Origin of the sequence: Lysinibacillus sp. FSL K6-3209, from assembly GCF_037976175.1 — a bacterium.
In the GTDB taxonomy this organism is placed as follows: domain Bacteria; phylum Bacillota; class Bacilli; order Bacillales_A; family Planococcaceae; genus Lysinibacillus; species Lysinibacillus sphaericus_D.
Genome location: NZ_CP150264.1, coordinates 851383 through 872786, shown reverse-complemented (window position 1 = coordinate 872786; position 21404 = coordinate 851383). Strand labels below are relative to the sequence as shown.

Genomic DNA, 21404 nt, shown 5'->3' with positions numbered 1-21404 from the left:
AATTATACGTTTTTTCGTGCATTTTGTTCCATTTCTTATGATATCTTCATGAATATTCATAAACTCTTAAGATTTAGGGAGATGCCAGGCACTCAAACAATTTTCTCTAACACAAAAGAAATATGTACAAAAAAGTGTTAGATTGATGCAGTCAATCTAACACTTTACTCTTCGAAGCCCCTTTAGCATGGGAATATTTAATTCGTATAGTCAAACAGGCATCGTGCATGATCTTGCACAACCTCTACAAATGCTTCCACTTGGCGTAATTCAAAGGAAGACTCATAGCCTATTAACCATGTATCTCGCGTTAAACCAAATTCTTTTTCATTGTTAGTCAGCGCAATTTTATTAACCCCATCATGCTCATTTAGCGTGATGGATGGTAATATGGCATAACCTATGCCATTTAACGCCATTTGCTTACATATTTCAATTTGGTCTACTAAAATTTGTCTTCTTGGATTTGAAGCAAAATGCTGTTGCCACCATTGCTGTATTTCTTGATAGTAATTGGAATCACTTTTAAATTGAATAAATGGACGATCAGTTGTCAGCACATCTTCAATTGTTTTTAACTCCCGATCTACTAAGTACAACGTATCACGGAAAAGATGAATCTTTTCACCTTTCCAATCCACCTGTCCACGCACAATGCCAATATGGGCCTCTCCCTCATATAAAGCTTTAACAATTTCCGAGCTCCAGCCAGTCATAAGTGAAATTTTAGCTTCTGGATATTTTGTTACGAAATCTTTTAATATTTTGGGAAGCCAGTTTTGCCCGACAATGGAAGCACAAGCAATTTTCAATGTCCCGTTTACTTTGGTTGTTAGCGATTGAATCATTTCAAAGATTTCTTCTTTTTTAGCAAGCATATCTGTTGCGTACGCTATAACGTGCTCTCCTGCGGGGGTTGCTGTAAGCCCCTTTTGTGAACGAATAAACAGCTGTGCACCCCAATCTTTTTCAATCGATTGCAACCGTTGTGAAAGTGCAGGCTGCGATAAAAACAACCGCTCCGCTGCTTTACGCATATTGCGTTCCTCAGCTAAAACTTTCAAAATTTCCGCCTCTGTTGCCATCAATCACCTAAACCTCCAATACAAGTAAAGGGGGACCTCATGATTTTGCACCTGAGTCCCCTCTTACACTACTTCTCTTTTTGATAGATATATTTTTTCAACTGTTTTAAAATAACGCGTCTTGTTAAAATCCCTGCAAATGTACCATCTTCATCTATTACACATAAAAACGCATGGTTAATAACCAAATCTAAAGCTCGTTGGAAAGTATCCGTCATCTTGAGAACGGCTATATCTTTTTCCATTATTGTATCTACTTTAATATTTGGTAATTTTTCATATTCAATATGTTCGAGACCTAAAATGGATTCTGTAATCATTTTCATGCTCAATAAACCTTGAAGGCGATATTTCATATCTAATACAGGTATGGACGAGTACCCTGTACGTGTCAGTACAAGGAGTGCATGCTCAGCACTATTACCACTTTGTACATGTGCAACCTTTTCGGATGAAATAATAAAATCACTAATTGGCATTGCTAATAAGTCTTTGCTGTTAGTTGAAATCATGAACTTCTTCTCCTTTTCTGTCCTTGCTTTGCAGAACAGGATCCTTCTCTTTTATCATATCACAATGTTTCCGACTATGACCACGACAAGGTCAAGAAGAGTTTTTCATAAACAATGTATATTATGGATATTTTTGTTTTAGACAATATGAAATATTAATTTATTTTCCCCGTTTTTCTAAAGTTAATGCATAAGACCGACTATAAAATCTTTGCACAGTTATAAAAAACTAATTTTTTACATTTTTGTATCGCTATAATGAAATAAAAACATTAGAGGTATTTTATGTGGATGCAAAATATGGTTGAAACTCCTCGCGGAAACTTCGAGTATTATAAAATGGGAAAAGGTGAGCCACTCTGTATAACACATCAATATACAGCGTTTAATAGTAATGGCAATATTTTTGCTGCACCTTTTACTACACACTATACAGTCTATTTAATAAACTTAAGGGGTTATGGAAACTCAAGTAATTCAACAGTACACGATGATCTCAGTTTTAAAAATAGTGTCCAAGATTTAGAAGCTATTAGAAGTGCATTAGGCTTTACACAATGGAATGCCCTTTAGTTTTTTCTGAAGAAATTGCCTCTCTTATACCAAATGCTTACTTAACAAACTTTGAAGAAAGTGGTCATAATCCCTTTCGTCGAGGAAGAAGGTATTTAATAGCTTTGTTAAAACGACAACAGAATGATAAAAAATCTTCTTATAAAATTTAAAGTTTGTGGGAACATAATCTATACAAATGTCAAAACGAAGTATCACATAAACCAAAGTAAATGTGATACTTCGTTGAAATCTGATTAATACCCTGTTTTAGTCCAGTAGTAAAAAATCATTATTCCTAAAAAAAGTAAAAATATGATGTACACCCAAACAATTGGGTTTAGCATCGTTGCATATTCTTCAACTGTTTCTGAAATCGGTGTATCCTTTTCCGATTCCCGCTCAGATGTCATTTTGGCAATTCTCATAGTCGAAACAAATGAAATAACCGAAATGATTGTAATTGCAATAAGAGCCGGTATCAACCACATAGTCATAGGCAAAACTCCTTTCTTTGCCTTAGTATGTATCAACACCGCTCCTCATTATGCAATGAATTTCAACAAGGCAAACGGTCACTTTACAACATTGACTACCTAGATAATCCTAAAAAGGATACTGATTTAACCACTGTCCACCATCTAAAGTGATACATTCGCCATTCATATATCTAGCTTTATCCGACATCATAAAAGTTGCTAAATCCGCTATTTCTTCTGGTGTACCGATGCGTCCAAGTGGTACAGCATCAATTGTACGAGCAGCAGCTGCTTCTGATTCCCAAAGTTTTGCTGCTCCTCCCGTTCGTTCAATTGGCCCTGGCGCAATGGCATTGACACGTATACCATAACGTTTGCCCCATTCAACAGCTAACGTTCTTGTCATTGATAGTACACCAGCTTTTGCAGCTGCTGAATGTATTACACCTGCTCCTGCATTCCAAGCATAGGTCGCCACCATATTGATAATCGATCCGTTAATTTTTTGGTCAATCCAATATTTACCGATAGCAGACGAGCAATAGAACGTACCATTTAAGACGATATCCACAACTGCTTTCCAACCATTTGGCGACAAATCCTCTGCACGCACAATAAAATTACCAGCAGCATTATTGACAAGCCCATCCACTCGACCAAATTTTTCAACCGCAAACTCCACCATTGCCTGCGCCTGTTCTGGTATACGAACATCCATCTGGAATGTTTCGATTGTATTGCCTGCTGCTAATATAAACTCTTTTGCCTCCGCTAATCGCTCTTCGTTACGACCTACAATTACAACGTTTGCCCCTTCTGTCACGAATTGCTTCGCCATATAAAGCCCCATACCACTTGACCCACCTGTAATAATAATCGTTTTCCCCTGTAACATCGTACTTCCCCCTTTGCACAAAATGAATAACCATTCATTTTATTTTACTATATTTTCTCGTAAATGTCATATTAATTCTATCATTTGTAGATATGTATACTTTTTAGAATAATAGCCTAAGGGAAAACACTAGCTTGACGCCCTTGGTCATTTTAGTGTTATTATGATTTTTCCATGTAATCGTCATAATTTCAGCAATCGTTCAAACAACTAACACAAGATAAATAAAAACGAATTATTTAGCATTCCCCAATGTTAAATAATTCGTTTTTATTTATTAATTTCTGATTTCTTCATACTCAATGATTCCATTTGTATCTGTAGAATTATCTGATACATTCGCTATAAATACAGCAATCGCTAAAAAAATAGGGAAAATAATGACCACTACTAAAACAGACAACATAATCCATATCTTTTTACTACTCTTTTGTTTGATAGGATGAAGATTTTCAGTAGAAGGTGCACTATACAAGTATTGATACTCAGCTTTAATTTCCTTTGCTAATTCGTTAGGTAAAAGAAAGCTTTTTAATACCTCGTCTACTGATTTGCCATTCGTTACGGACTGCAATAAATGATCTTTTACTTCCATAATATGATTGTCTCTATCCTTTTTTGGTAATGGCTCTAACTCCATTTCCAGTTGACGTATATAGTCATTTATCTTCTGATTATCCACGACTATTCCACCCCCTTAATTTCTTCAAAATAGTTTAATATTGAATCTAACTCCTTCAGTCTATTTTCTACTAATGCTTTTCCTAAATCTGTAATACGGTAATACTTTCTAATTCTTCCTTCGTATTCTTCTGAAAATACATCCACATAATCATTCGCCGTCAATCGTTTTAATATTGGATAAATTGAACCATCTGAAATAGAAAAACACTTGCTCTCTTTCAATTCTTTCGTCAATTCATAGCCATACATCGTTTTTTTCTGTAGCATCATTAAAATGGCAATTTCAAATAAACCTTTAAGATATTGCGTATTATTATTTTTGTTATCCATAAGATAATTATATTTTACACAAGTATATGTGTCAATCACATATATACTCTATTGATACATATTAGAATTAGTTTATATTAAAGTTTGGAACAGTGCCTAATAATGGCACAAGCATTAAGATAATGTCTTATTTTATGAAATTTCAACTCATGTTTATTTTTCAACAACATTATCTCAAATGAAAAGCGCCTTCCTCTTTTGCTTAAAGGAAGGCACTCTGTCTCATACTATTTAAAACTCATAATGATAAGCAATCTTGTACAGCTCCATTAACTCATCCTGTGTTGGCACTTTAGGGTTATTTGCAGGACTACCACTTGCCATTGCATCGATTGCCATTTTCGGAATCGCCGCATAAAATGCATCCTCCTCAATACCCCATTGCTGTAAATTGCCAATATTCATCTTTTTGCATAATTCTTTTATTGAGTCGATAGCCAAAGTCGCTAGTTCCTCATGGGTACTATACTGTCCATTTGTGTTAAAAAATTTTCCGATATCTGCTAGGCGTTCCACGCATGCATCCTTGGTAAATTCTAATACCGCTGGTAGTAACATCGCATTGGAAATACCATGAGGCACATGAAAAAGTGCACCGATAGGACGTGACATCCCATGTACTAAAGCAACTGATGCATTGGAAAACGATAGTCCTGCCTGCATTGAGCCTAAAGACATCGCCTCTCGCGCATCAATATCGTCCCCTTGCTCGTAGACCTTCAAAATATTATGAATAATTAAGTCCATCGCTGACAACGCAAGCACATTCGAATAAGGATGTGCTAAACGAGACAAATAGCTTTCAATTGCGTGGCTTAATGCATCAATACCCGTCGCCGCTGTAATAGCTGGTGGAGAGGTTACTGTTAGCATCGGATCGACAATGGCAATTGGTGGCATAAAAGCTGGTTGTTTTATCATCATTTTCACATCATTCGTCGTGTTGGTAATCACTGTAGCATCTGTTGCTTCAGAGCCTGTGCCTGCTGTTGTTGGAACAGCTATATGTGGGATAGGTGATTGCTCGGCAATTTTCGCTAGTTTCATATAATCGCCGATATAACCACCATTTGTTGCTACAACAGCAATGGCTTTGGCTGTATCGATACAACTTCCACCCCCAACAGAAATGATAAGATCACACTGTTCTGTTTGCAAAATACTAAGACCTTGTGCTACATACGTATCCACTGGCTCAGTTGTTACACCTAAATATGAAACCGCTTCCAAACCATTCGCTGTTAATAATGCCTTACACTGATTAACAAACCCTAATCCATCCATGATTGGATCGCTAACGATAAGTGCCTTCGAACCTAGTTTTTTGGCATATACGCCTACTTCTTCAAATGCATCTTTTCCATAAACAATCGTCGCAGGAGAATTTACTGTGAAAGTTGTTTTTGTTTGAATCATAACGCATCGCTCCTTCATTATTGGGCAGTATAACCGCCATCTAATACAATCGCCTGACCTGTTAAACCTTTGGCCACATCACTTGCTAAATAAAGTGCAAGCCCTGTAATTTCTGAAACATCAAGTAAGCGCTTTTGTGGGACAAGTGGATATAGCACCTGCTCCAACACTTCTTCTACTTGAATCCCTCGTGTCTTTGCTAAATCTGTAAATTGATTACGAACTAATGCTGTATCCACATATCCTGGACAGATGGCATTAACCGTAATACCGTCATTGGCTACTTCAAGTGCAGCGACTTTTGTTAACCCTATTAAGCCATGCTTCGCTGCGTTGTAGCCGGCTTTACCAGCAAATCCAATAACACCGTTTATAGACGCCATATTTAGAATGCGACCAAATTTATTTTTCTTCATATGGGGCAAGGCATATTTCATCGTAATAAATGGCGCGACAAGCATTACTTTTTGCATTTGTTCAAAGATTTCAGTCGGGAAATCCTCGATATAAGATACATGTTGAAATCCTGCGTTATTAATCAAAATATCAATGCTATTAAATTTACTAACTGTGAAAGCAATTGCCTCACTAATGCCTTGTTCATCCGTGACATCACATGTATAGGCTGTTAATTGTGGATTTTGTGCTACCACTTCAGCTAATTGTTGCTCATTTATATCTGAAATGACAACATTCGCTCCTTGCTCGGCAAATGCTTGAGCAATAGATAGGCCAATTCCACGAGCAGCACCCGTTATAAATACTGTTCTGCCTTTCATAAATTTCCATCCCTCCTACATTCCGAGTGAGAATAATACTATCGCCACAACAGTCCCAATAATCGGTATAACAACGGTTAAAGCACCGAAAGGCAAATAGGCATCCTTATGTTTTTCATTACATACAGAATTGATTGTCGTCACTACATAACCACCATGTGGTAAAGAATCGAGCGAGCCAGATGCAATCGCTATTGTGCGGTGCAATGCTTCCGTATTAACGCCCATATCAATATAGTGAGGAGCTAATAGTGGCATAGCAATTGTTTGACCACCTGAAGCTGAACCTGTTAAACCGGCTATAACTGCGATTGCAACAGCTCCCCCTATCAGTGGATTGCCAGGGATATTTGTCATCACATCGACAGTTGCTACAAATGATGGTGTAGCTTTTACAACGCCCCCAAAGCCTACAACTGCTGCAGTATTTGCAATAGCTACAACAGCGCCCATTGCACCTGCAGCTAACGTTGCACTAACTGATTTTGAATATTTATAGCTTACTAAATACGCCATAATACAACCGCTCGTTAACGCAACAATTAGAGCTGATGTGCCAAGAGAATCATGGAAGATAAACGAAATCAATAAAACGACTACTAATGGGACTAAACTTAATATTGGACTAGGTAATTTACGCGTTTCGTCAACGACAGGATCTGTTGAACGTTCGATAAATACCTCCCCTTTTTTCACTGCACGTTTAATCATCCAATTCAACCATAGTGCTCCACCAATCGCCATAAATAATGCAACGACAATACTCACCTGCCAACCTGCATATGGCGTTGTTCCTAAATAGGGAATTGGAATCCAGTTTTGGATTTCTGGTGAGCCTGCTGACGTCATTGTAAACGTTACAGAACCTAAACCAAGTGCCGCAGGAATAAAGCGTCTTGGAAGATTCGCCTGTTTAAATAAACTAATCGCCATCGGATAAACAGAGAAGGCTACGATAAATACTGAGACACCACCATATGTTAGTACAGCTGCTGCCAATACTACGGCATATGTAGCATACTTCACCCCAATTTTTTCAACAATCCATTTCGAAACACTATCAGCAGCACCTGTATCTTCCATTACCTTGCCAAAAATGGCACCTGCCATGAACATTAAATACCAAGAACCAACAAAGCCCGTAAATCCATCCATATAACTTGTTAAGAAATTAGCTTGATTGTCATTTGCAGTTTGCGGGAAGAAAGCAAGACCATTTGTTAAAGCTGCAATTAAAGCAGTTAATGGTGCTGAAATTAGTAAATTGACACCCCTCATTGTTAAATAAACTAGTAGTGCTAAACTTCCAAAAAGCCCAATATACGCTAACATCCACATCCCACCTATCTTTTAGAAAGTGCTATAGAGTTACATCTTATATTGCTATATGGCGTGCCTGCATACCTTCATTATCTATCGTTTCTGTGCTTAGTCTTTTTGACTTCCATTACTTCTTAAAACATTCTGTAACATCATTTAAGTACTCGATATATTTAGGCTACAGACGGACACTATCTGCTAACTAGCACCGATTGCTTTTGTAGCGTCCGCCTGTGGTCTTTAACATACCGTTAAGGCTTGCTATGTCATTAATCGTTGTTACTTGGAAATGCAAATGTAGATGCTGTTGCAGTATTATTCGTCACCCAACGCTCTGATATTGTTTTTGTTTTTGTAAAGAAACGTGCCTGATCTGGGCCAAACATATGCCCTTCTCCAAATCGAGAGCCTTTAAATCCAGCAAAGTTATGGTAACCAACTGGAATAGGAATTGGTACATTCACCCCTACCATTCCCACATCAATTTCTGTAGTAAATTTACGTGCTGCAAGTCCATCATTGGTAAAGATTGTGACACCATTGCCAAGCTCATGCTCGTTAATTAGTTGTATTGCCTCCTCTAACGAACCAACACGCACTACATTTCGAGCAGGACCAAATACTTCTTGCTCATAAATTTCCATTCCCGGTGTTACATGATCTAATAATGTAGGGCCGACAAAGAAGCCTTTTGATTCGTTGACAATCGCTAGCTCACGTCCATCACAAACAACAGTCGCCCCTTCTGCTTCTCCTTTATTAATTGCAGCAAGAATCGCTTCTTTTGATTGCTGTGAAATAACCGGTCCAAAATCTGTATCTTTCTCCGTATAAGACCCTACTTTTAATGCTGCAATTTTTTCTTTTAAGATGGCTACTAAACGATCTGCCGTTTCTTTACCCACTGGCATGATTGTTGAAATAGCCATACAACGCTGAGAAGCTGCTCCATAGGCCGCCCCAATAAATGCATTTGCCACTTGCTCTAGGTCTGCATCAGGCATTACGACCATATTATTTTTTCCACCACCTAAAGCAGTGACACGTTTCCCATATTTTGAACCAGTTTCATAAATGTACTTAGCGACAGGCGTAGAACCTACAAATGAAATAGCTTGCACAATTGGGTTTTCTAAAAGCTCATTAACCGCATCTTTATCGCCATTTACGACTGTCCAAATGCCATCTGGTAAACCAGCTTTTTTCCATAATTCACTTACATATAATGCGGTCATTGGTACTCTCTCTGAAGCCTTTAAAACAACTGCGTTCCCTACAGCAATCGCCATACTCGTTTGCGCTAATGGCACCATAATAGGGAAGTTAAATGGCGAAATTGCCGCTACCACACCGAGCGGATATTTAGCAGAGTAGGCATTAATTTGACCACCAACGTTTACAGAGTATTCGCCTTTTACCAAATGAGGAGCCCCAATTGCTAAATCAACGGATTCTAAGCCTCGTGTAATTTCACCTCTCGCATCATCAATCGTTTTACCACTTTCCGTACAAATAATTTGTAATAATTGTTCCATATTATCTGTCACTAGATTGCGAAATTTTAAAACTACCTCCGCACGCTTAGCTACTGAAGTATCACGCCATTTTGGAAAGGCAGCCTGTGCTTTGACAATTGCCTCACGTGTCTCTTCTACTGTTGCTAGCGGTACTTTTGCAATGACATCACCTGTTGTAGGGTTATAAACTGAACCGTAACGACCACTTTTTCCCTCAATCATTTCCCCACCGATAAAATGTGTTAATGTTTTTACTCCTTGTGCTGTTGTCATAACTGTTTTCCTCCTTTAATTTTGTTTAATCATGCACTTTTCCTTGAGACTTAAATAAGCAGCAGACATGTCGTTTTCACCAAAGCCTTCTGCTGATATATCATTGTAAAGACTGACCAGTTGTTCACCAATAAGAAGGGGCACACCTGCTTCATCAGCCATATTTTTTGCTAATCGCAAATCTTTTAGTAATAGATTTGTAGAAAAGCCAGGTTCATAATTTTCATTTTTCATGTATTCTAAATAATTACGCTCGTAAATACGACTTTGACCATAACTATTACTTAATACTTCATAAAGCGTATCTGCTGACACACCCATGCTTTCTCCAAGTACAATCGTTTCTGCAACTGCCTGCGTATAAAAGCCAATCATTAAATTGTTGAGTAATTTAATACGTGTCCCTACACTCGGGGATGTGCCAAGATGGAAAATATTTTTTCCTACTATTTCGAAAATTCCAACGCCACTTTGGTAATCCTTTTCTTCTCCACCAATCATAATTGTTAACGTGGCATTGATAGCACCAATAACACCTCCACTTACCGGAGCTCCTAAATAACGTAACCCTAATGATTGCGCCTTTTTATGTAACGAATCATTTAATTCAGGGTTTACAGTGCTAAAGTCTATTAGTAGACTTCCTTGATTAGCATGTTGCAAAATCCCTTCTTCTGATGTGTAGACATGTTCAACAACTTGTGGTGTTGGCAAGCTGGTCATAATTACTTCGCTTTGCTTTACAACTGCTTGTGATGTTGCTAAACCAATACCACCTTCTGCAATGAATTGCTCCATTGCTTTCTTGTTCGTGTCAAAGCCATACACTTCATAACCTGCACGAAGTAAGTTAATGGACATTGGTAACCCCATATTGCCTAAGCCGATAAAACCTAACTTGTCTTTCATTTGAGCTCCCCCATTCCCCATGAATTGCGTAAATAAGCTAATTGATACACTAGCCAACTTTACGTTTTTATCGTAACATTAATAACGAGATACTCTTAATGACCGCGGTCACTGACTGTGGTCATTTAAATCATAAACAAACATAATATCACTCGTCAATCAAAAAATTTTCTATTTTCTGAATAAATGTTGCAATTATTATTATAGGATATTTTAATTACGGAGGCAGATGGGCATGAATTCGTTAACTACTCGCCAAAAAAAGGCATTAGAAACTCGAGAAAAATTACTGAAAACTTCTTTAGATTTATTTAATAAACATGGATTTGAACATGTATCTGTGGAACAAATTACGAAAGCATGTAAAGTGTCCAAGGGCACTTTCTATACCCATTTCCCATCCAAATACGATGTTATTTTGGAAAAATTTGAGGAGCTTGATAGCTTTTACAGTACTGTCGAAAAAAATATTGATCAATCATTGTCAGCAAGTGAGAAAATTCTTTTGCTTTACAAGGAGCAAATGTTGTATTTAACAAATGTTGTTGGCAAAGATTTATTGAGAACCGTATATACGGCTGCCATGACAAATCAAGTAGAACAAAATCATTATTTAATTAGTCCTCAGCGTAAAATCTTTCAAATTATTAACACTTATATTGAAGAGGGTATTCAACAAGGAGAGTTTGTTAACGATTTACAAGCGGTACAGATGCAACAAATTATACAGCGTTGCATGAGAGCCAATGTTTATGATTGGTTAATTCATAACGAGGAATTTGATTTAGTTGCGCAGATGGCACATTTTACAACAGTTGTTTTAAACGGATTAAAGAGATAAGTTAATTTGCTTCCCAAAGCAATAGTAAAGGCATCAAGAAAATAATTTCTTGATGCCTTTTGTCTATTTCACTCCGCTCCGCGGGTATTTCACTCCGTTTCGCGGATATCTCGCTCTGCTTCGCGGGTATTTCACTCCGTTCCGCGGGTATTTCACTCTGCTCCGCGGGTATTTCACTCCGTTCCGCGGGTATTTCACTCCGTTCCGCGGGTATCTCGCTCTGCTTCGCGGGTATTTCACTCTGCTCCGCGGATATTTCACTCCGTTTCGCGGGTATCTCGCTCTGCTCAAGTATTTCTACCATGCAAATTAAACGCTCTGCTTCGCGATAACTTGCTTTATTATCCTACAAAATATTGGGCCACAATCGTTTCAACAGGTAATGGTTTATTATATAAGTATCCTTGTCCTTTTTGACAGCGATGACGCTTTAAAAACGCTACTTGTGATGGCTCCTCTATTCCTTCTGCAATCACTTCAAGACCTAAATTATGAGACATCGAAATGATGGCTTTAATTATTGCCTCATTTTTATCATCCTTTTCGATATCGGCAATAAACGATTGGTCAATTTTAATGATATCGATGGGATAGCGTTTCAAATAGCTAAGTGAAGAATAACCGGTACCAAAATCATCTACCGACACATAAACACCTAGCTGCTTTAACTCCGTTAAGATTGAAAATGTTTCATGCACATTCGTCATAGAGCTTTCGGTAATTTCCACTTCAATTAAATGTGGCGCTACATTATATTTTTTCAAGGTTGCTTTAATTTTACGAGCAAAGTTTTCTTTTCTAAATTGTTTTGGCGATATATTGATGGCGATTCTTACTGGACGATAGCCCTTGGCACGCCATTCTTTTTGATAGCGACAAACTTCATTAATAATCCAATCACCAATTTCTACAATTAAGCCTGTTGCTTCAGCAATCGGTATAAACTGCGCCGGGGATACAAAGCCAAATTTACGATTATTCCATCGTAATAACGCCTCAAAGCTATTAATGCTATTATCGTCTAAATTCATCTGTGGTTGTAGATGAATACTTAGTTCATTAAATTCAATAGCACGTCTTAAATGTGCCTCCATCAATGCCTCATTTGGAAAAACATTTGTCATATCTTCACGATAATAGCGGTAATGTGAACGTCCGTGCTCTTTAGCAGAGAATAAAGCTTGATCAGCCTTTCTTACGAGGGTCTCCAAATCCTTACCATCTGCTGGGCTTAAAGCAATACCAATAGAAACACTAATAAAATATTCCTGTTCATCAATCATAAATGGCTGTTTTAGCGAATCTAAAATGGCATTCGCTAAATGCTCGATTTTGTCTATAGTTGCATCTTTCAAAATAAAAATAAATTCATCACTATTATAGCGATAGAGCGCACATTGCGCGTAACAAAGTTCACGAAGCCTATGACAAAACATTCGCATAAGTTCGTCACCCTTACTTTCACCAAGGGACTCATTAAATTTTTTAAAGCGATCAATATCGACTAAAATAATGGTTGCTTGCTGATGTTCACTTTTCTTATCATTCAAATGTTGTAGCCAATGCTCTTTTATCGCTTTTCGATTCCAAATACCCGTCAATTCATCCGTTAAGGCTAAATAGTAAAAGGAATCATGATAACTCTTAAATAAGTTCGCGTCTCTAACGAAAAAATGTACCCCAATTATTTCACCATTAAAATATGTTGGATGTGTACGCAAATAAAATGGTTCATTACTTAGTAGGTTACCCTTGAATAAACATTTTGGCATATCCAATGTAGCGCCTTCAATCGTTTTAGCAAATAATAATTGGACTTCGTTTACATAGTTACACTCTAATAATGAAAAAATATCAAGTCCTATAAGGCTGTGATGTTCTCTCGACAATAAAGACGTAGCGGTAACATTTTGATGAACAATACGGCCTTGTAAATCAGTCGTTACTATTGGACATACATGTTGTTCAACAAATTGCAAATACGGCTTCGTATCACGCTGTTCCTCACGTAAAATAACAGCTATTATAGATGACTCTATTTGCTGTACACTTACGGCAAACGATTTTTGCATTTGCTCAGTCTCTGAATAAAGCGCAACCTTACGAGCAATGTTAAATTCCTGTTGTATTATCTTCCATAATTGTTGCCAACATTGCTTGTTAAAAAATTGCTTTGCTGTCGTTGCTTTCTCATCCTGCAACGCTATAGCTAATGGTAGTTTGTCGTTATAATAAACGATTTCAAAATCCCCATCATCAGCTTGTTTTAAGCATACTACTGCATCGAACGGATTAAGCAGTGCCAACTGTCGATAGTTTGTGAATTGCGCTACATTCTTTCTATATTTTTTCATTATATCCCTCTCTAGGTAGCGTGTTTACTCTAGTCGTCTAAGACGCTTATTATTTATTCCTCATCTAGCGTAGGCTTTAGAGCATCCTTTAAGAAAATTTCCTGACTATTAATAGGGTCTTCGCTGCGATCAAATTCTTTGTAATGATATTTCCCATTGGAATCTTGGATACGAGCCTTTGCTGTATCCTCAAGTTGTTTGTTCATAATATCCATAATACGAGCTTTTGCTTCAATTGAATAGACAGGGAAAAGAATTTCAACTCGTTTAATCATATTACGGGTCATCATATCTGCTGAGGATAAGTACACCTTATTCTCACCATTATGATGGAACCAATAGATGCGTGAATGTTCAAGGAATCTGCCAACAATACTTGTAACGGTTATATTTTCGCTAATGCCTGGAATACCTGGGCGTATGCAGCAAATTCCCCGTATAATAAGCTCGACTTTTACACCAGCAATAGATGCTTCGTAAAGCTTCATCATTAAATCCTTATCCGTCAATGAATTCATTTTGGCACGAATAAATCCATTTCCGTATTTCTTATGACAGCTTATTTCCTCATCCATTAAACGGATAAATTCATCGCGAATATCGAATGGTGCGACGACTAAATGATTAAATGTAGGTTTTTCCGTATAGCCGCTTAAATAATTAAAAAAGTTCGTGGCATCAATTCCAAATTCCTTGTCTGATGTTATGATGCCCATATCTGTATAAATTTTTGCAGTTGCATCGTTATAATTTCCTGTTCCAAGATGAACAAAACGTTCAATTTTGCCATTACGACGACTTACAACTAATGTTATTTTGGAATGCGTTTTTAAATTATTCATACCATAAATAACAAGACAACCTGCTTGTTCTAGTTGTTTTGCCCAATGCACATTATTTTCTTCATCAAAACGCGCTTTTAACTCTACTAAAACAGTCACTTGTTTACCGTTTTCAGCTGCGAGCTTTAATGCTTGTATTATTGGAGAATTCCCACTAACTCGATATAATGTTTGCTTGATAGCAAGTACATTCGGATTCACCGCAGCCTCAGAAATAAAGTCCACTATCGGTGCAAATGACTCATATGGATGATGGAAAAAAATGTCTTGTTGCAATGCTTTCTCAAAAATATTTTCATCTGACTGTAAATCTAATGGTGGCTGTGGAATAAAGCTTTCATACTCTAAATGCTCCCGTCCAACAGCTATACCTTTTACAAATGAGAACATAAAGGTTAAATCGAGCGGACCGTCGATATGAAAAACATCTGTCTCTTCGATTTCAAATTCTTCTAGTAAGTATGCAAGTACCTCATCATTCATTTCCCCTACACGTACTTCTAGACGGCTGCCGACACCCCATTTACGTTTTTTAAGCTCTTTTTCAATTTCTACCAGTAAATCACGGGCACCTTCCTCATGAATCGTTAAATCTGCATTACGTGTTAGACGGAAAGCCTGTGCTGATTTCACACTGTAGCCATAGAAAAGCTTTTCGATATGAGCGACAATAACATCTTCAAGTAGAACAATCACTGTCTCGCCCTCAGCAGAAGGCACTTTAATATAGCGATCCAAAACAGATGGTACTTGCACTATGGCAACCTTTTCACGGCTTTCTAAATCTGTCTCATCTTGTTCCAATAGAACAAGTATATTTAAAGTTTTACCAAGCAAGGTTGGAAATGGTCGATAAGCATCTACAGCTACAGGTGTTAAAACTGGGAAAATGGTTTCAGCAAACATTTCATTGATAAACGCCTTTTGCGTACTATTTAAATCTTTCATGTCTGCAATATGTACATTGTGCTGTGGTAGTAAATCGTAGATTAAGTGACGATATACTTCTGTTTGTCTGCGCACTAAAGCTTGCGTACGTTCAGCAATTTTCGCTAATTGCTCTTTCGGTGTTAAGCCTGACTTATTTTCAGCCTTATGGAACCCTGCACGCACTTGGTCCTGAAGTCCTGCCACACGCACCATGAAAAATTCATCTAAATTGGAGCTAAAAATCGCCAAAAACTTCAGACGTTCTAGCAGAGGATTATTGATATCCTCTGCTTCTTCTAAGACACGCTCATTAAACGCTAACCAGCTTAGTTCGCGGTTATTATAATATTGGGGCTTTGCTATTTCCTCGAGCAGTCGGCTATGTGGTTCTGAAAATTCTTCTTCATGTAATCGATTATTTGTTACTTCGGTTGTCATCTTGGTTCCACCCTTCTTCAATGAAGTTTACTTTTATTGGTATCTTTAGAGCGCGTTCTAGATGTTTCTTATGCCGATTTGCTTGATATTTTTCAGCAGCAGCATTTTTTTTGACGTATACGTTAAGCTGAACATAATTGTCTAAAGGCTGCATTTCAATCGCATGTACAATATTTCTTTTTGAAACATTTAATGCATAGACAAATTTTAACAACGTGCCAAATTCGCGCATTTTACGATATTCTTCACGACTCATCCATTCGATAAAGGGAGCTGCAAATCGTTCAAAATAATCCTTATTTTTATATGAAGCTAAAAGTGCTAATTTTAGACGCTCTTTATGATTCAAACCGTCAATTGATTGATTGGCGATTAAGTAAAACGTATGTTGACTTGCGGAGCTTAACTCAATATATTCCCCAATATTAAAAATCTTTGCGGCCTTTCTTAGCAACTGCAAATCATTTTCATCAAATTGTAAATAATTCAAATGGCAACACGCACGATAAAGTTGATCTGCTAAATGCATTAAATAATCAACTTCTAGCTCTGAACGTCCATATTGTCGAGCTAATCTTCTAGCGTTTCCCTCAAAGACATTGTATTTGTCAAAAGCATCTTCATCTTCTTGTAAAATACGATGGATGATCAGCCCTTCCCGTAAACCTTTTTTCGTTAACTGGAAGACCTCACTACCTACAATTTCCATAAGTACACGGAACACTTCTAATGCGGGTACAATAATATCAGCACGATCCGTTGATAACCCATCCAAATGTTTTAGTTCTTGGAAACTTAAATTTCCTAAAAACGCACTAAGCTGATTTAAATCTTCTTTAGATATTTCATAGCCATGCACACTCGCGATAGGATATTGTTGTCGTTGCTGATGAACTTGCGCGATATTTCTCGCACTGCCCCCAATTGCAATAATCGGTAATCCAACTTGTTGAATCCAAGGTAGTGATTTGAACTGCTCCTTAACAAATGCAACCAGTTCTTTCTTTTCACCACTATTCATAATGTCACCCTTTACGAAACGTTGCTTTAATGACACCGTCCCAAAAGGAAAACTAAATGATTCCACTAGTTCCTTATTTTTAAATAATGTTATTTCGGTACTACCTCCACCCATGTCAATCGTTACAGCAGATAGAGTACCAATCGAATGGGCTACAGCAACATAACCGAAATACGCCTCTTCCTCTTCAGATAAAAGCTCAATCTGTACGCCCGTTTTCTCCTTCATTAAAGCAATAATCTGATCTCTATTCGTCGCTTGTCGAATGGCCGCTGTTGCAGCTGCTTTCACATCAAAAATTTCAAAATCATCTAGCATTGCTTTAAATGTTAACAACGTTTCTGTTAGTACTCGAATACCTTCTTCAGACATGGCTCCTGACGGTTGCAAATATGTACGTAAACGCGCAACCGTTTTAATATTCCCCAGCTCTCGAAGACCTTCTTCATTATCATACTGATAGAGTACCAATCGTATTGTATTCGAGCCGATATCAATAATGGCCGTTTTTAATTCATCCAAATAATTCACTTCCTTCACAGGACAATAGGTGGTCTTATTATTTTGTGTTAAAAGCACCCTCATTATACAAAAAAAGTCGGAACCAAAAAGGTATCCGACTTTCGTTTGTATTATATTTCAGGATACCAATTATTAGTATTGTGAAGTTCCTTTTTCGCTAGCTTTATAAAATAAGTTGATCGACACGTAAAATTAGTTCGGCAATTTCAGGCTTACTAATTTGGTCCTCAGCACCTACTTGATCACCTTTATGGCGAAGATCATCAGTAATTAAACTAGAGAAAATAATGACCGGCAACTTTTGTAAATCAGGATGCTCTTTAATTTTTCGTGTAAGATGATGACCATCCATTTGTGGCATTTCAATATCAGTTACAACTAATTGAATGTGCTCTGTAACATTATTGCCACTTTTCGCTAATGATTCTAAATATTCATAAGCATCACGACCATTTTCAAAGAACTCTACATTCTCATAACCGGCTTCCTTCATCGTATCAAATAATAATTTACGTAATAATGGTGAATCTTCAGCAATTAAAATGCGTTTTTCAGAACGTTCACGTTTACCAAGCTTTTTCACGGACTCTACATTAATACCCGATTCAGGGTTAATATCAACCATGATTTTCTCAAAATCTAGCAATAAAATCATTTGCTCATTTTGCTTAATAACACCGATTACTTGTGAAGTCCCGCCCTGATACATATCAGAAGGCTTTTCGATTTGATCCCATGAAATACGGTGAATTTGTGTCACATTATCGACATGGAAAACAACTCGTTGTTTATTAAACTCAGCAACAATATATTTTTGTTGCGGATTACGTTCTGCGCTTTGTATTCCTAGTACTCGTAGCATATCTACTACCGGTAATACCTCGCCTCTTAATTGAATAATTCCCTCTACATGCGGGTGCGCGTGTGGAATAAATGTTACTGGAATAGGTTGAATAATCTCTTTTACTTTAATAACATTAATACCAAATTTATTGTTAGCTACTTCAAATTCAACGATTTCTAGCTCATTTGTGCCACTTTCTAATAATATGCCCTTATGTTCCAAAGCAACCCCGCTCCTTTCTATTTCAACATCAATTTATAATTCAATTGTATCATAGGCGATACAATTCTCCTACTTGGTATTTCCATTTTTATCATTAACTTTTAGATGCACCAATAGACCAAGTACCGTCATTAATATTAATGTTGATAATGCTACTCGACTTGCTAAAGTACCATAATCCTTCATCCATAATGTGACCGTTCCATAAACTGCTGGGCCTATTATTGACGAGACTTTTCCAGAAAAAGCAAATAAGCCAAAGAACTGGCCTCTCTTGTTATCTGGGGATAGCGCAATAATATATGTTCTGGATGTCACCCACATCGAACCTAGTGAAATACCAAACATACTACCTGCAATCCAAAACATCCATTGCTCGGTTGCAAAGACAGCAAATGTTAAAGCGATTATCATAATTACAGCAACAATGGTAATCGCTTTCTTCGCTCCAATTGCTTTTGTAATATAGCCAAATGCGAGTGAGCCAATAATTGTCGATACGGTGGATACTAAATATAGGATGATAAATTGACCTGAAGTAAACCCGACAATGGTTGTGGCATAAACGGCCATCATCGCAATTGTCGTGGCAATCGCGTCATTTAAAAAGAAGTATGCAATCATAAAAGTAAAGATTGCCTTATACTGCTTCATATCCTTAAATGTACTAATAATTTCCTTATAGCCTTCCAAAAAATGAGTCGTCTTCCGCTGCTCTTTTGGTATTGGTGTATCTTTATTAATGAAAAATAAAGGCAATGAAAATAATAAATACAAAATCGCTGTTGGTATAAAAGCGCGATGGAAATCACTGCTTCCTACATATAAATAAACAAGCAATCCAAAAAGTGTGCCTAAATAACCAATTGCTACACCATAACCGGAAATAAGAGGCATTTCTTCTTTTGTTCCTAAATCACTCATCATCGAATCATAGAATACGAGACTCGAATTAAAGAAAAACTTCGCTATCACAAAACTTGCAACCACTAAAAATAAGCTAAGAGGTACACCTGAGTAATTGATTGTCGTCTGTAAATTTGCAAAAATCCCCATCATAAAGGTAAATAGAATAGATATTGATGCAAACCAAACTATAAATCTCTTTTTATAGCCAGTTTGGTCAATCCAAACACCAAAAAGTGGTGAAAAGACTACTAAGAAAAAACTGGCTATAGCATTGGCATACGAAATAAATGTACTCGCTACCTGTTGCATAACCTCATTTGTACCTAAAGCTTCGTCCATATAAAACGGAAAAAATATCGTATTAATATTTGACGAAAATATCGTATTAGCAAAATCGTAAAATGCCCATGATAGTATTGGCAAAGAAAAATATATGGCTAACTGATTTCGATGTTGTACGTCTATCGTTGTCCCCTTCTTCATAAAACCCTCCCTCCAATCTCTATAATAATCAATTAATTTCTCTCTATAATAAAAAATACCTTTTTTAAAAGAAAATTAATATTATTTACAATATATCAGTAATTCTAGTGAAACATAACTGCCAATTGGCCTTAGATTGGTTCTCCCCTTACCTCCATTGGTCAAAAATAAAAAAGATATTCAAGCCCCCTCGCTTGAATATCTTTCTTATCATTCCTCAGCAATCGTTATCCATTTACTTGACCATTCTTCAATAGCTTTTAGCACAGGAGTAATTGCATATCCTTTTTCTGTAAGTTCATATTCAATAACGACTGGAGTAGATGGAATTACGGTACGCAACACGATTTCCTCGCTTTCTAACTCCTTTAATCGCTCTGTTAACACACGACTGCTAATACTCAACTGATTTTTAATGGTGGAATATCGCTGTGGACCATCAAGTAACTGATAAATAAGTAACGTATTCCAACGATGGTTCAATAGCATAAGCGCTTTTTCAAATCGCGGACACATGTTTTTTTGATTCAATTTACTATCCTCCTTTTTTACTAGGTTCTACTAAAGAGTATAACATTTTTTAAAAATCTGTTCGAAAAATGCACTTAGTTACTTGACAAAAGTAATTTTTAAAAATAAACTAAGTTACGAAATGTAAGTTAAAGAAAAGGAGTTATTATATTATGCAAAATATTGGTTCAACTATTTTACGTGTCGTTCTCGGCTTTATTTTTGCCGTGCATGGTTTCCAAAAATTCCAAGGCGGCATCAGCTATACGGCTGATTTCTTTGATAGTATCGGTATTCCAGGCTTTATGGCGTATGTCGTTGCGATTATTGAATTAGTTGGTGGAGCTGCTATTATTTTAGGTTTCGCAACAAGAATCTTTGGTGCTTTACTGACCATTACAATGATTGTTGCTATCTTTACAGCAAAACTTAGCATTGGTTTTATCGGCGCTAATGGTTTGGCTGGTTATGAGTTGGATTTAGCTTTAGGTGCAATAGCACTATACTTTGCTCTTGCAGGAGCTTCTAGCTTCTCATTAGATTCTCAACTTTTTAATAAAGAGTAGAGAATTGTCTATGCTGCTATAGAGGATGCATTTCAAAGGTTTACGAGCGATTCACGGACATTTTGTGGCGGTTTCTCCTATTTTTGGAGCGATTCAAGATCTTTTGTGGCGGTTTCACTCGGAAAAAAGTGGAGTCAAGCACTCAAACAAACAACATAGCAAAAAAAGTGT

20 protein-coding genes are annotated in these 21404 nt (G+C 37.0%); 3 read left to right on the top strand and 17 right to left on the bottom strand.

Features of this window, described 5'->3' with window-relative positions:
* Positions 1-197: 197 nt before the first annotated feature.
* Positions 198-1085, bottom strand: coding sequence for a LysR family transcriptional regulator (locus MHH88_RS04120; RefSeq protein WP_069510411.1), 888 nt, complete (start codon positions 1083-1085; stop codon positions 198-200).
* A gap of 68 nt (positions 1086-1153) precedes the next feature.
* The gene (cbpB, locus tag MHH88_RS04115) at positions 1154-1597 is read right to left on the bottom strand and encodes a cyclic-di-AMP-binding protein CbpB (RefSeq protein WP_025218716.1); all 444 of its coding nucleotides are present in this window, start codon (positions 1595-1597) and stop codon (positions 1154-1156) included.
* A 291-nt stretch (positions 1598-1888) separates the two neighbouring features.
* Between cbpB and MHH88_RS04110 the strand changes: the two genes are divergently transcribed.
* The gene (locus MHH88_RS04110) at positions 1889-2170 is read left to right on the top strand and encodes an alpha/beta fold hydrolase (RefSeq protein WP_339261660.1); all 282 of its coding nucleotides are present in this window, start codon (positions 1889-1891) and stop codon (positions 2168-2170) included.
* Between the two features lie 236 nt (positions 2171-2406).
* Here MHH88_RS04110 and MHH88_RS04105 read toward each other — a convergent pair whose 3' ends face one another.
* The 9 genes from MHH88_RS04105 to MHH88_RS04065 form a co-directional block, all read right to left on the bottom strand.
* A complete protein-coding gene (locus MHH88_RS04105) occupies positions 2407-2646 on the bottom strand; it encodes a short-chain dehydrogenase (RefSeq protein WP_069510413.1) in 240 nt (79 codons plus the stop codon).
* A gap of 109 nt (positions 2647-2755) precedes the next feature.
* The gene (gene fadH / locus MHH88_RS04100; RefSeq protein WP_103977354.1) at positions 2756-3523 is read right to left on the bottom strand and encodes a 2,4-dienoyl-CoA reductase; all 768 of its coding nucleotides are present in this window, start codon (positions 3521-3523) and stop codon (positions 2756-2758) included.
* Positions 3524-3800: 277 nt separating this feature from the next.
* Positions 3801-4205, bottom strand: coding sequence for a DUF1700 domain-containing protein (locus tag MHH88_RS04095; RefSeq protein WP_339261659.1), 405 nt, complete (start codon positions 4203-4205; stop codon positions 3801-3803).
* A 2-nt stretch (positions 4206-4207) separates the two neighbouring features.
* Entirely contained in the window at positions 4208-4537 is a 330-nt protein-coding gene (locus MHH88_RS04090) for a PadR family transcriptional regulator (protein WP_339261658.1), read from the bottom strand.
* A 231-nt stretch (positions 4538-4768) separates the two neighbouring features.
* The gene (locus tag MHH88_RS04085; protein WP_339261657.1) at positions 4769-5953 is read right to left on the bottom strand and encodes an iron-containing alcohol dehydrogenase; all 1185 of its coding nucleotides are present in this window, start codon (positions 5951-5953) and stop codon (positions 4769-4771) included.
* 17 nt (positions 5954-5970) lie between these two features.
* Positions 5971-6732 carry a 3-hydroxybutyrate dehydrogenase gene (locus MHH88_RS04080; protein ID WP_339261656.1) on the bottom strand — a complete coding sequence of 254 codons (762 nt, stop codon included), beginning with the start codon at positions 6730-6732 and terminating at the stop codon, positions 5971-5973.
* Between the two features lie 15 nt (positions 6733-6747).
* A complete protein-coding gene (locus MHH88_RS04075) occupies positions 6748-8064 on the bottom strand; it encodes an SLC13 family permease (RefSeq protein WP_339261655.1) in 1317 nt (438 codons plus the stop codon).
* Positions 8065-8321: 257 nt separating this feature from the next.
* Entirely contained in the window at positions 8322-9842 is a 1521-nt protein-coding gene (locus tag MHH88_RS04070; protein ID WP_339261654.1) for a CoA-acylating methylmalonate-semialdehyde dehydrogenase, read from the bottom strand.
* A 15-nt stretch (positions 9843-9857) separates the two neighbouring features.
* Complete coding sequence (locus MHH88_RS04065) at positions 9858-10751, bottom strand: NAD(P)-dependent oxidoreductase (RefSeq protein ID WP_339261653.1); 894 nt, start codon at positions 10749-10751, stop codon at positions 9858-9860.
* 235 nt (positions 10752-10986) lie between these two features.
* Here MHH88_RS04065 and MHH88_RS04060 point away from each other — a divergent pair, with 235 nt between their 5' ends.
* Complete coding sequence (locus MHH88_RS04060) at positions 10987-11592, top strand: TetR/AcrR family transcriptional regulator (RefSeq protein WP_339261652.1); 606 nt, start codon at positions 10987-10989, stop codon at positions 11590-11592.
* 341 nt (positions 11593-11933) lie between these two features.
* Here MHH88_RS04060 and MHH88_RS04055 read toward each other — a convergent pair whose 3' ends face one another.
* The 6 genes from MHH88_RS04055 to MHH88_RS04030 form a co-directional block, all read right to left on the bottom strand.
* Entirely contained in the window at positions 11934-13946 is a 2013-nt protein-coding gene (locus tag MHH88_RS04055; protein ID WP_069510431.1) for an EAL domain-containing protein, read from the bottom strand.
* 53 nt (positions 13947-13999) lie between these two features.
* Positions 14000-16156, bottom strand: coding sequence for an RNA degradosome polyphosphate kinase (locus MHH88_RS04050; protein ID WP_069510433.1), 2157 nt, complete (start codon positions 16154-16156; stop codon positions 14000-14002).
* A complete protein-coding gene (locus tag MHH88_RS04045) occupies positions 16134-17699 on the bottom strand; it encodes a Ppx/GppA family phosphatase (RefSeq protein ID WP_339261651.1) in 1566 nt (521 codons plus the stop codon). Before MHH88_RS04045 ends, MHH88_RS04050 begins: the two co-directional genes overlap by 23 nt.
* Positions 17700-17862: 163 nt before the next feature.
* Positions 17863-18765, bottom strand: a complete 903-nt coding sequence (locus tag MHH88_RS04040; protein WP_069510437.1) for a chemotaxis protein — start codon at positions 18763-18765, stop codon at positions 17863-17865.
* A gap of 69 nt (positions 18766-18834) precedes the next feature.
* Positions 18835-20157: an MFS transporter gene (locus MHH88_RS04035; protein ID WP_339261650.1), complete on the bottom strand. Its 1323-nt coding sequence runs from the start codon at positions 20155-20157 to the stop codon at positions 18835-18837.
* Between the two features lie 210 nt (positions 20158-20367).
* Positions 20368-20688 carry a helix-turn-helix domain-containing protein gene (locus tag MHH88_RS04030; RefSeq protein ID WP_069510441.1) on the bottom strand — a complete coding sequence of 107 codons (321 nt, stop codon included), beginning with the start codon at positions 20686-20688 and terminating at the stop codon, positions 20368-20370.
* Positions 20689-20840: 152 nt separating this feature from the next.
* Between MHH88_RS04030 and MHH88_RS04025 the strand changes: the two genes are divergently transcribed.
* Positions 20841-21233 carry a DoxX family protein gene (locus MHH88_RS04025; RefSeq protein ID WP_069510443.1) on the top strand — a complete coding sequence of 131 codons (393 nt, stop codon included), beginning with the start codon at positions 20841-20843 and terminating at the stop codon, positions 21231-21233.
* The last annotated feature ends 171 nt before the right edge of the window (positions 21234-21404 follow it).